General features: G+C 53.1%; 12 protein-coding genes and 1 pseudogene. 2 read left to right on the plus strand and 11 right to left on the minus strand.

The annotated features are described in order from the left end of the window. Window positions 1-10: 10 nt before the first annotated feature. The 4 genes and pseudogenes from Q4E93_RS07845 to Q4E93_RS07855 form a co-directional block, all read right to left on the minus strand. Complete coding sequence (locus tag Q4E93_RS07845) at window positions 11-2,740, minus strand: Ig-like domain-containing protein (RefSeq protein ID WP_303584045.1); 2,730 nt, start codon at window positions 2,738-2,740, stop codon at window positions 11-13. 320 nt (window positions 2,741-3,060) lie between these two features. Further along, window positions 3,061-3,387, minus strand: a complete 327-nt coding sequence (locus Q4E93_RS34415) for an HAD hydrolase-like protein (protein ID WP_368501866.1) — start codon at window positions 3,385-3,387, stop codon at window positions 3,061-3,063. A 66-nt stretch (window positions 3,388-3,453) separates the two neighbouring features. Beyond that, window positions 3,454-3,639, minus strand: a pseudogene (locus tag Q4E93_RS34420) (TIGR01457 family HAD-type hydrolase); the annotation flags it as partial. A gap of 50 nt (window positions 3,640-3,689) precedes the next feature. After that, window positions 3,690-4,070 carry a hypothetical protein gene (locus Q4E93_RS07855; RefSeq protein WP_303584046.1) on the minus strand — a complete coding sequence of 127 codons (381 nt, stop codon included), beginning with the start codon at window positions 4,068-4,070 and terminating at the stop codon, window positions 3,690-3,692. A gap of 27 nt (window positions 4,071-4,097) precedes the next feature. On the opposite strand from Q4E93_RS07855, the gene Q4E93_RS07860 reads away from it, so the two are divergent. Further along, entirely contained in the window at window positions 4,098-5,141 is a 1,044-nt protein-coding gene (locus Q4E93_RS07860) for a nucleoid-associated protein (RefSeq protein WP_303584047.1), read from the plus strand. Between the two features lie 27 nt (window positions 5,142-5,168). After that, window positions 5,169-5,909: an SDR family NAD(P)-dependent oxidoreductase gene (locus Q4E93_RS07865; protein ID WP_303584048.1), complete on the plus strand. Its 741-nt coding sequence runs from the start codon at window positions 5,169-5,171 to the stop codon at window positions 5,907-5,909. Between the two features lie 18 nt (window positions 5,910-5,927). Here Q4E93_RS07865 and Q4E93_RS07870 read toward each other — a convergent pair whose 3' ends face one another. From Q4E93_RS07870 to Q4E93_RS07900, 7 genes are all read right to left on the minus strand, one after another. Beyond that, window positions 5,928-6,755, minus strand: coding sequence for a phytanoyl-CoA dioxygenase family protein (locus tag Q4E93_RS07870; RefSeq protein WP_303584049.1), 828 nt, complete (start codon window positions 6,753-6,755; stop codon window positions 5,928-5,930). 28 nt (window positions 6,756-6,783) lie between these two features. Next, the gene (locus Q4E93_RS07875; protein WP_303584050.1) at window positions 6,784-8,211 is read right to left on the minus strand and encodes a Gfo/Idh/MocA family protein; all 1,428 of its coding nucleotides are present in this window, start codon (window positions 8,209-8,211) and stop codon (window positions 6,784-6,786) included. 43 nt (window positions 8,212-8,254) lie between these two features. Further along, window positions 8,255-8,653, minus strand: coding sequence for a response regulator (locus Q4E93_RS07880; RefSeq protein ID WP_303584052.1), 399 nt, complete (start codon window positions 8,651-8,653; stop codon window positions 8,255-8,257). Window positions 8,654-8,843: 190 nt separating this feature from the next. After that, window positions 8,844-9,278: a DUF4252 domain-containing protein gene (locus Q4E93_RS07885; RefSeq protein ID WP_303584054.1), complete on the minus strand. Its 435-nt coding sequence runs from the start codon at window positions 9,276-9,278 to the stop codon at window positions 8,844-8,846. A gap of 2 nt (window positions 9,279-9,280) precedes the next feature. Beyond that, window positions 9,281-9,805, minus strand: coding sequence for a DUF4252 domain-containing protein (locus Q4E93_RS07890; RefSeq protein WP_303584055.1), 525 nt, complete (start codon window positions 9,803-9,805; stop codon window positions 9,281-9,283). Between the two features lie 4 nt (window positions 9,806-9,809). Further along, window positions 9,810-10,295: a hypothetical protein gene (locus Q4E93_RS07895; protein ID WP_303584056.1), complete on the minus strand. Its 486-nt coding sequence runs from the start codon at window positions 10,293-10,295 to the stop codon at window positions 9,810-9,812. Then, entirely contained in the window at window positions 10,277-10,795 is a 519-nt protein-coding gene (locus tag Q4E93_RS07900) for an RNA polymerase sigma factor (RefSeq protein WP_303584057.1), read from the minus strand. The genes Q4E93_RS07895 and Q4E93_RS07900 overlap by 19 nt, the downstream gene beginning before the upstream one ends. Window positions 10,796-10,889 lie beyond the last annotated feature (94 nt).

The raw sequence follows: 10,889 nt of genomic DNA on the forward strand, positions 1-10,889 counted from the left end.
AGCCGGCGAATTACTTCACCAGCGACGTCATACCTTTCGCTACGATCTTCTTCCCGTTGAGATCAACTCCTTCCGCGATCCACAAATACGTCTCTACGGGTTGCGGTACGCCTTTGAACCTGCCGTCCCATCCATTATTCGGGTCCTGTGTCGTAAAGATGAGGTTACCCCAACGGTTGTAGACGTTGAAATAATGGAAGGCGGATATGCCCACCAGTATCGGCTTCAGCACGTCGTTGTTACCATCGCCATTGGGCGTGAATACCGGCGGCACATAGATATTGATGGCGGCGAACTTCACGCGTGCCGGGCTGCCGAATGTGATGGCCTGGTCGTTGACAGTAGCCGTTATCAGCGCAAAGCCGGGTTTGCCGCTGGTGAGCTCGATGGAGACGTCGCCATTGGCGTCAGTCGTCCATGGACCAGGCGTGATGATCTGGGCGGCGCCGGAGTCGACCTTGAAGGCGACGTCCCAGCCGGGTAATGGGTCACCGTGCTGATCCACTATGTGGGCTTTTACCACCGTGGTAGAGGTGCCGTCGGCCAGGGCTTCATATACGATGACGATCAGCCGGGTGGCGGAATTGGTCACATCCGGGAAATTGGTGAATGTCACCTCCTTATAGCTGCCGTCTATCAGCGCCGTGGGGTTACCGTTGTAGTCGATCGTCGCATCGATCCATACGGTACCAGCCACTGTATTGGTGATCTTCATAATAGCATTGCCACTTGCGTCTGTTGTTACAGTCACTGACCCCACCAGCGCGGCTGTGGCGGTGGAAGTGCCGCCTGCCCGTATGGAGAAGGTAACTACTGTGTTCGGAACTGGATTGCCCAGCGCATCGGTGATGTGGGCATTCACGATGTCGGTAGCCACACCGTTGGCCGGGGCGAAATCTTTTGTAATGGTCAGCATGGTGCCGGTGCCGCTGGGTGCATTGGGTGCACTAGGTACAGCAACGCCTGAGACGAAAGTTACGGGGGCAGGGCTGCCAGTGGTGATGGCGACACCGTTGAATTTAGCGCCCAGTTTTACAGTGCCGACCTTGGTATTTTTGATGGTCAGAATGACATCCCCGGTGGGACTCGTCGTCACTGTCTGGCTTCCTATCAATGAGAGCACCGCCGTAGCTTCCGGGCCGCCGGAAGGGATAATGAAAAAATCTATGGTCACCGATACGTTCTTCAGTGCGCCGCCAGCGGCATTCACCAGGTGGGCGTGAATTTGCGTAAAGTCGACCCCATCGGCTGTTGCGGTTGCCTTGTCCACTACCAACATGTTGGCCGGATTGGAAGGATCCGGGATGCTGGGATCTACGAATTTCACCGATGCCGGGCTGCCATTGGTAATGATGACGGTCGTGGTCACCCCCTTGTATGTGTACGTGACCTTTGCGCCTATCTGCACCGTGCCCGCCGTCGGATCCGTAATCGTCAATGGTAAATCTCCGTTGACAGGCGTCACGCCAGTGGCGCTGCCTATCAGCACCGCGGTAGCGTCGGCCGAGCCGCTGGGGATAATGAAAAAGCTTATATCTACGGGATAATTGATCAGGTTGCCAGCCTTGTCCACCAAATGGGCATGAACGTTGTTGGCGTCTACGCCGTCAGCCGCCGCGATGCCTTTATCCACGACCAGCATGGTCTGGGGGTTGGTGACATCCGGCGGGCCCGCTATGAAATTGACAGTAACGTCAGTACCTCCGCCGCTACCTTTGATGAACACATCGACACCATTTATTTTTACCGTAGCGCCGACCTTCACATTACCCACAGTGTTGCTGACCAGCTTTGCATCGATGGTACCGCCGGTGGATGAGCCCGATGACGGGCTGCTAAAGGTTGCGGTGCCGCTAAGTATACTAAAAGTCACCGGCACATTCAATAGATGGCCATACTGGTCAAGGATATGCGCCCTCACGATGTCTTCGGAAGCCCCATCCGCAGCCGCCGGATTTTGTATCACTTCAATATAACTCTGGGAAGGATCAGGTACGTCTGCGATGAATTGCACCGTCACCGTATTGCCGATGTAACCATCAGGCGTCTTGGCTTTTATGACCACATCGCCCACTACCGTGCTTACCAGGGTGGCAGTCGCTTCTCCGGGATTGGCGCTGCCTTTAGCACCTGTAGTCAATGACGGACCGGCCACAAAGCTGGCTGTCCCCGATACGATCTCGAAATCCACCGGAGTGCTGTACGCGAGGTTCCCATAAATATCTATGAGATGCGCCATTACGATGTCCTGGTTCGTGCCGCTGGCTGTTTCGGGGCTATGCACCACGGTGAGATAGCTTTTTGCCAGATCGATCGGACCTGGAGCAGCAATAAAATGCACCTGGACGGTGGCGACGGTCACCCCGTTCCTTATTACCTCCACATCCACGGGACCGACGATCGTTCCCTTAAAGGATAGCACCGCGTTGCCATTAACGTCCGTTGTAATGACAGGAGTATAGCCAAACTTACTGATATTAAAAGTGATATCCTCCGGGGGAGAAGGAATGGGTTCGATATGCACCGTTATGATATCGGGCATGTCATTGATGATGGAATAATCCTTCGTGATCGTAATGGTCATATTGTCAGCCCCGGAATGAGGACCGACCGGCGTCGCCTCCCCGTTGACGGGGAGACCTGCTATAAAAGCAAGCCCGATGACCAGCGCTGAAAGTAATTTCCGGCGGCGGCCTGAGTTGCTGAATACATTCAAAAGGGTCAGTATAGTCGGTTTCATGGGGGCAGTCATACGATACGGTTTTAGTTCAGAATACCTGATAGCGGACGCTTTGCCGGAAGGCATGGCGAAGGATCAATCAGGAATTATTGTGTAAAAGGACGCGTCGCAGGTGCCCGGGGGGGAATAACAGGTTTTGGGGGTTGGGTCTCATAAAAATTGGTTTTTAACGATTGGATTTTCAAGTCAACTTAAAGAAAAATTTGCTAATATAAAAGGGATTAAGGGATATTTTATTGTATAAACCCTTAGATTAATTTAATCGTTATACGAATTTTCGTTAAACCAAATATATAAAACGAGAAGATTCAAGGCTTTATTCAGGCAAAGGAAAAGGTTTCCTGCCGGGGCTGCAGCACGCTGTTGAAAAGCTGCTCGTCCAGCAGGTCTTTTACGGAATTGATGATGAAATCGGGAGAATATCCGTAGTGTTCCAGGTCTTTTGCATTGGTAACTCCTGAAAGGGTAAGGATGGTCGTGAAGCCCATGGACCCTGCGCCCAGGATATCCGTCCCCATCGTATCGCCGATCATGATGGTCTCATCGGTGGAAAGCCCCAATACTTTGCGGGCCATGCGCATCATGACAGGGCTGGGCTTAGCGCCGCCCATGATCATGTTGATGGCTTTGTCGACGGACTCCAGCATGATGGTCCTTCCTTCCCCGATGATGACATAATCGGGATGATCGTCGACGATGGAATAGCCGATGTTGTGCAGTTCCGTCAGCAGGCCGCCTTCACCGATGACATAGGCGGTGCCCTGTGCTTTTTTGGATGCCAGGTATCTTGCGGTGGCCATAGCGCAGGTGAAAATGTCTTCATCGTTGACATGGAAGCCCATTTTGCGAAGCTTGTAGCATACGTCTCGATTGGTCCGCTGGCTGTTGTTGGTTAGAAAGAGGAAGGGATAAAAACGTTGCGGCTGGTCTTGTTATTGTTCTTAATTTTTTATTTCTTCTTCCTCTTTGCAGCTTTTTTAGTGGAAATAAATCGAAGTGAGAAAAAAGATAAAGTAAGATAGATAAGAGAGAGGACGATCATGTCGGGTCTGTCGGCGTCCAGTAAGGTGCCGCCACCGAGACGAAGGATAAATAATAAGATGTAACCCATCAGCACTGCTGTAAGCAAATTCGCGGGTGGCAGAAGGAGGAGCACCCCCCAGTTCCTGGAGCGGAATAGGATCCCTTGAAGTATAAAGTACAGGTAGCCGCTGATGAGCAGGAACTTCAGGTAATACCATCCATGTTTCCGGGGTGATATATAAAGGGTGTATAGCAGCACGAACAGGCAGTAAACGATCGTAAGGAGGTGACTTCGGGTGAGTTTCATTTTTAGTATATATTTGCGATCTTTTATATGCTATTTACGGAAGCCGCATTAACCAGAATTGCCGTCCATTATACGGGAAACAAGCAGAACGGCCAGGCCCTGCTGCTTTCGAAGCAGGAGCAGGAACTGGACAGCGACAGCCGTGTGCGGCTGTGCGAGGCGCTGCTTGCCCGGTTTAAAGACTGCCATGAGCGCTATTCCTTTCACCATACTTCTTCGCTGGATTACCATGAGGTGTATAATTTTGTGAAGGCCGTATTCAATGAACCCGGAACATTCCAGGCCCAGTCCGAGCTTATGGCGGCCCATCTTTACGAGGTCTCGGTGCATCCAAAGATAAAGCCTGGCGAATTGTATATTGCTCACTTTACAGACATTCTCATCGGGGAACAGCCTGTCGAGGCCGTCGGGCTTTTCAAAGCGGAGACAAAATCGTTGTTTGCGGACATCGATCCCAGCGCGGAGCAGCTCCATTTTCAGGTGAAAGAAGGGGCCGAGCTTTCCCGGATCGACAAAGGTTGTCTTGTTCTCCGCCAGGAAGAGGAAAAGGGTTACGAGCTGGTGATCTTCGATTCCAACGGCAAAGGGGAAGAGGCGCAGTATTGGAAGGACAAATTTCTGGGGGTGTTGATCCAGCAGAACGAGTTCCTGCATACGCAGGGCTTTCTCACCATTACGAAGAATTTTGTCACGCAGCAGATGCCGGGTGAGTTTGAAGTATCCCGGACGGAGCAGATAGATCTGCTAAACCGTTCGATGGATTATTTCAAGACCCACGACCAGTTCAATAAGGCGGAGTTCGAGACGGAAGTGCTGCACCATGAGAACATTATCCAGTCGTTCCGGCAATTCGACCAGCAGTACAGAGAATCCAATCCTATGGCCCCTTCGGATGAATTCTTCATTTCCCCCCAGGCTGTGAAGAAGCAGGCGCGTGTGTTCAAAAGCGTTATCAAGCTGGACAAGAACTTCCACATTTATGTGCATGGGGATCGCGAGCTCATCGAAAAAGGTTATGACGAGGCAGTGGGCAAGCATTATTACAAGATCTATTTCGACCGGGAGGCCTGAGTCGGCCGGATTGCTTATCTTAGTAACATGCAAAATAAGACGGCCATCGTCACCGGGGCAGGACAGGGAATTGGCTATGAGATCTGCCGGCAGCTGATCGCCCGCGGGGTGAAGGTACTGTTGAATGACAGCGATGAGACGCTCGTGCAGCAGGCGGCGGAACGGCTGGGGAATGATTGCATCCCCATGGCGGGCGATGCGGGGGATGTTGATTTTATCAGGGGCATGGTGAAGGAGGCCGTAGCCATCAGCGGCAGGCTGGATATTGTGATCGCGAATGCAGGCATTACTTTGTTTGGAGATTTTCTAACGTATACAGAGGCGTCATTCAACCGGGTGATGCAGGTGAACCTGGGAGGCAGCTTTTTCCTGGCGCAGGCGGCGGCCCTGCAAATGAAACGACAGGGTGAAGGCGGCAGCATTCTCTTCATGTCTTCGGTCACGGGACACCAGGCCCATAAGGACCTTGCGGCCTACGGCATGAGCAAGGCGGCGCTGGAGATGCTTGCGCGGCATCTCGTCATCGAACTTTCGCCCTATCGTATTACAGTAAACGCCGTTGCACCCGGCGCTACCATGACCGAAAGGACTGCCGGCGATGCGGGCTATGAGCGTACCTGGTCATCCCTAACGCCGATGGGGCGTCCCGCCGGCGTAGCGGACATTGCGGAGGCCGCGTTGTTCCTTGTCTCATCACAGGCGCGCCATATCACCGGGCAGACGCTGATCGTGGATGGCGGGTGGACGGCAGTAAGCCCTAATCCTTAACGCACGGGCCGTCGCACGCTACTTCTTCAGTGCGGCGTCATTTTCCTTTCGCAGAAAATCCTTCTGGTCCGCCGGGCCCGTCTCCCATTGGAGGATGGCCTCATCGGGCACCGTGTCGACGGGCACTTTCCAGGCAGTTGAATGTTCATTGTAAGCTATATTGGATGCCGAGCAGTAGCAGGAGATCAGCGACCAGCGGGGATACTCCGAAAGGTTGGCCTCGCTGCGGTGAATGAGGTTGCTGTGAAAGAACAGCACGTCGCCGGGTTCCAATTCACAATATACCAGTTCCATCGTGCGAAGGGCATTTTCCACCATTGTCATGTCGGCGCCCACCTGTTCACCGGCAAATCCGTGGTTGACGCGGCCCATTTTGTGGCTGCCGCGAATTACCTGCAGACAGCCGTTTTCTTTATTGGCCGGGGTGAGGGCCAGCATGACGCTGATCATCTGATCGGGGAACATGAACTGATCCTTGTACCAATACCCGTAATCCTGGTGCCATTCCCAGGCCCCTCCCACCCTGGGCTCTTTCTGCATGAGCTTGGAGTGAAAATGGCAAACGGGCGCATCACTGTCCATCAGCTGCCAGACAGTATCGATGATACGACGGCTTCGCGCAAAATAGCCAAAGACGTCGTCACCAGGCGTGAACCAGAGGGAAAGGCGGGTCTTCTTGCCTGTCTGGTCGTTCAGGTCCAGCGCATTATTCTTCATGGCATTGTCGGCAAGGGCCGCCGCGTACAGTTTGTCTATTTCCTCCGAAGAGCAAAGCCCTTTTATCACAACAAATCCATCCCGTTCATACAGGAGAGACTGTTCCGGCGCCAGCAATTGAAATGACATAGCGATCGTTTTATCTGTTAAATGCTCCTCAGAGGCTCCATCCCTGGCGGTAGGTCCGCCGGACGAACTGGTTGGCCTCGTCGAAGTTGGTGATCTTCATGTTTGTGCCATCCCAAAGCAATTTGATATGGCGGCCCGGGTAGTCGAAGCCATTGTTGGCCCTGGGATGTCGGATATCATAGGCCCGGATAGCCAGGTTGCCCATCAGCACCGATTCGGTGAGGGGGCCTGCCACCTTGAAGTTGCTGCTGAGGTTCTTTTCTTTGTCGCTGCCATAGCCGGCAAGGCAAGCTTCTACCCAGGCATTATAATGGCCTTCGCGATCGGCTCCCGGCACTCTTGCAATGGTCTGAGGCACCGTCGTCTGCGCCGTACGGGAAGTGGGCAGCAGTTGAGGATTCTGACCATACGTGGCGCACATCATCTTGCCTTTGGTGCCGATGAAATAGGTGGCGTTGTCGCCATCCCCGAATATCTCGTTGGGCCCCAGCTCATCGGGACGTTCCGGCTGTATGCCGCCATCCATCCAGTGGAGCTTGACATCAGGCTTGCCCGCCGCGCCTTTGAACTTTAAAGTGATATGGGAGGAAGGAGGACAGCTGTCCGGGAAATAGCCACGGGAGAACTCGCCGACATACACGCTGCCGACGCTGCATTCCGCCTCAGTAGGATAGCCCAGCTCCAGCACCTGGAAGGCGGGGGCAATGATATGACAGCCCATGTCACCCAATGCGCCCGTACCGTAGTCCCACCAGCCACGCCAGTTGAAAGGCACCAGGTTATCTACATAATCCCTATAGGGGGCCGTGCCCAGCCAAAGGTTCCAGTCCAGCCCGGCCGGGACGGGGGCTTTTTTATCAGACCATTGAATGCCCTGGGGCCACACCGGCCTGTTGGTAAAACAGTAGACTTCGGTGATATCTCCCAGTATGCCGGCTCGGTACCAGTCTACGAGCTGCCGGACCCCATCGCCGGAAGCGCCCTGGTTGCCCATCTGGGTCACCACCTTATAGCGTGTGGCGGCCTGCGTCAGCATACGTGCTTCGTAGATGTCATGGGTCAGGGGTTTCTGGATATAAACATGCTTGCCCAGCTGCATGGAGGCCATGCCGATCACGGCATGCATATGGTCCGGGGTCGATATACTGACGGCATCGATGTGCTTGTGTTCCTTATCCAGCAACTCGCGGTAGTCTCTATAGTATTTCGCAGCCGGAAATTTGTTCCGGATAGTGGCAGCACGCCTGTCGTCGACATCGCAGAGGAAGGCAATGTCGGCCTTCCCGCTGCCGGATATGTAATTGACGTCTACCTCACCCTTGCCGCCGACACCTATTGCGGCGACGGAGAGGCGATCGCTGGGAGCTATAAAACCTTTTCCTAATACATGACGCGGTACGATATAAAAGCCGGCGGCAGCCATCAGGCCTTTACGGAGAAATTCATTTCTTTTCATAATTAGATCGTTAATGCGATCCAATTTATGGGAAATTCCCCATTTAATTTTCCATTCCGGGAAGGGAGATATATTTTTTACCTGAAAGGATACGGGCAACTGCGGTGATCAGTTCCTGGGGGGCGGCGTCTTTGCCGATGAAACCCGCGGCGCCGGCCCTGAGGGCCCGCACGGCATAATTTTGCTTGGGATATAAAGTCAGGATGAGAACAGGCAGATGGGGGTAATGCTGGCGGATCCGCTGCAACGTGTCAAACCCGCCTCTGTCGGGCATCGGCAGATCCGAGATCATCATATCCCAGGAAGTTGCATGCAATTTTTCGGTCCACTCCTCCCCTTCTTCCAACTCTTCGATCTGGACATTCGGATAAGCCTGTGAAAGTATCTGCCGGACCCCTTTCCTGATAATAGTATAGTTATCCGCCAGTAGAATCCTGATCATTACGATGGTATTAGGTTTAAAAATGGGGCGAACCAGTTTGTTTGGGGGCTACCGAGGATCCTTATCCGGGATGTTAATTGTCAGCTTGCAGTGAATCCTAAATTTAAGGTGAATTCTTTAGATTAAATAAAAACGCCCATACGTGAAAACACCTATGGGCGTAAATATTGATTTTCGTCAAGTCAGTGATTTACTGCTCTTTGTTGTCGCGCAGGGATGATTGCATCTCGTCCAGGTCGTGCTGGGTAAACTTACCGGCGAACCGGATGAACAGCCCGCCGTCCCCGTCACCTGCCAGGAACGCTATTTCTTTCAGGCCCTGCCGGCCATCTTTGGACATCAGCTGCAACCTGTCGTTGCCTTTGCGGATACTAAACAGGTCTTCGAAACGCTGGTCGCGGAGGTCATGGGACAATTTGCTCCACTGCCGGGCGTCGGCCGCCTGTTTTCCGTCCATGACCATCACCTGTAGCTGCGTGACCTTGTGGATCCAGTCCCCTTCGCTGCTGCCCTTGAAATTAGCGGTCAGCATAAAGGATGGATCGATGGAAAAAGAGGCGGAGGTCTGTGCGCCGCCTGTAAGGGCAAGCAGGCAAATTACGATGGGAAGAAAGAGCTTTTTCATGTTTATCTGTTTTTTCTTTTAGCGTTTTTCAAATTCTCCATACCCTTGATCGACAGGGAGGAAGACAGTTTCGACATTTTATCCAGGTCAATGTCCCCCACGAAGCTCATCAGGGTGAAGCCGTCCTCGTCAACGGCGATCATCAGCAATTCATGGATGGTCCCTCCGCTCTCTTTCACTACAAAATGTACATTGTCGTTCTTGTCCCGGACTGTGATGAGCTCTTCATATTCTTTCATATCGATCCTGGACAGCGCCTCTTTATAGAACTGGCGGGGTGTGGTCTCCGTGCTGAGTATCCGGAGGCTATGGAGGCTGGTCACCGTCTGCTTCAGGTCGGGGGGAATGGAATCCCAGTTGGCCTTCGCCAATAGCCTGAACATCTTCGGGCTGACGGACACTATTGTAAACCGGCTGTCTTCCACGTACTTCCCGAAAAATTTTCCAATGGCGTCGTCCTGAGAGAATACGGCTGTCGCCAGGAACAGGAGGGGAAGAAAGAATAGTTTTTTAAGATTATCCTGCATCTTATTATTTTAAAGGATGAAGCCCTTTGTTCATTTTTACCGAGGCCTTGAAAAGGGCTCTTTGGACGGCAGCCAGGGCTTGCTGCGGGTCGTCGTAGGTATCTTTTATAGAAGCATCATTCAGGGTGCGGCTGGCATATTGGGCTACCGAAGGGACAGCAGGCTCCGGGGCAGGCTGCAACAACGGCACCAGTCCGGCAACCAGTATGATCACTGCGGCGGCGGCCCACCAGGCGAAGCGGAGACGGGTGCGGGCAGGCCCCACGGCAGGCAGCGGGCGGATGTGTTCCAGGATCTTCTCTTCAAGGTCCTGGCCGGCCCTCACTTCGGCCTCTTCAGCGAAGAAGGAGAAGATACCGCGGTAGGGCTCCCATTCCGGAGGAATGTCGTTGCCTCCGCGAAAATAGGCGGCCAGGGTCTTCTCCTCTTCCACCGTTGTCTCAGCCTGCCAGTATCGCTCCAGCAAGGCGGCTATGCTTTCCCGTTCCATTCAGCTGTGGATTTAATGATTGATCTTTTTATTGCGTTCCTGGCCCTGAACAGGTTTACCTTCACCTGGTCCAGGCTCATGTCCAGCACGTCGGCTATCTCATTATAGCTGAAGCCTTCGATCTCCCGCAGCTGGATGACCAACTGCTGGTGCTGCGGAAGCCCGTCCATGCATTTCCTGATCTGTATCGTTGCTTCTTTCGCCATCATTTTTTCCAGCGGGTCTTTATCTGCGCTGGCGACCTCCCAGGCTTTTTCTTCTCGCAGCGGCTGCACCTTTTGTTTCCGGAGCCTGTCAAGACAGCCATTCCTCATGGAGATCATACAATAGGCTTCCAGGCTCTTCCATTTGTCCCATTCTTCCCGCCGGCCCCAGATCCTGATCATCGTCTCCTGCACTGCATCTTCCGCCTCCTGCACATTTTGGAGCAGGCGGAGGGCAAGCCGGTAAAGCTTGTCCTTCATGGGCAAAATGCGCTGTTGGAAGACTTCTAATGACATTATCAATGGGATTGACGTAATATTTCCGGGAATGTTACAGGCAATGTATCGAAAACGAACAATAAACGGACAAGGATTTACATAATCAATTATT

This window comes from Flavitalea plasmicola (assembly GCF_030546645.1).
Classification (GTDB): domain Bacteria; phylum Bacteroidota; class Bacteroidia; order Chitinophagales; family Chitinophagaceae; genus Puia.

Excerpts from the sequence above, each read along its gene's own strand:
- Q4E93_RS07845 (WP_303584045.1), bottom strand. The coding sequence starts at position 2,740 with ATGAAACCGACTATACTGACCCTTTTGAATGTATTCAGCAACTCAGGC.
- Q4E93_RS34415 (WP_368501866.1), bottom strand. The coding sequence starts at position 3,387 with ATGCTGGAGTCCGTCGACAAAGCCATCAACATGATCATGGGCGGCGCT.
- Q4E93_RS07855 (WP_303584046.1), bottom strand. The coding sequence starts at position 4,070 with ATGAAACTCACCCGAAGTCACCTCCTTACGATCGTTTACTGCCTGTTC.
- Q4E93_RS07860 (WP_303584047.1), top strand. The coding sequence starts at position 4,098 with ATGCTATTTACGGAAGCCGCATTAACCAGAATTGCCGTCCATTATACG.
- Q4E93_RS07865 (WP_303584048.1), top strand. The coding sequence starts at position 5,169 with ATGCAAAATAAGACGGCCATCGTCACCGGGGCAGGACAGGGAATTGGC.
- Q4E93_RS07870 (WP_303584049.1), bottom strand. The coding sequence starts at position 6,755 with ATGTCATTTCAATTGCTGGCGCCGGAACAGTCTCTCCTGTATGAACGG.
- Q4E93_RS07875 (WP_303584050.1), bottom strand. The coding sequence starts at position 8,211 with ATGAAAAGAAATGAATTTCTCCGTAAAGGCCTGATGGCTGCCGCCGGC.
- Q4E93_RS07880 (WP_303584052.1), bottom strand. The coding sequence starts at position 8,653 with ATGATCAGGATTCTACTGGCGGATAACTATACTATTATCAGGAAAGGG.
- Q4E93_RS07885 (WP_303584054.1), bottom strand. The coding sequence starts at position 9,278 with ATGAAAAAGCTCTTTCTTCCCATCGTAATTTGCCTGCTTGCCCTTACA.
- Q4E93_RS07890 (WP_303584055.1), bottom strand. The coding sequence starts at position 9,805 with ATGCAGGATAATCTTAAAAAACTATTCTTTCTTCCCCTCCTGTTCCTG.
- Q4E93_RS07895 (WP_303584056.1), bottom strand. The coding sequence starts at position 10,295 with ATGGAACGGGAAAGCATAGCCGCCTTGCTGGAGCGATACTGGCAGGCT.
- Q4E93_RS07900 (WP_303584057.1), bottom strand. The coding sequence starts at position 10,795 with ATGTCATTAGAAGTCTTCCAACAGCGCATTTTGCCCATGAAGGACAAG.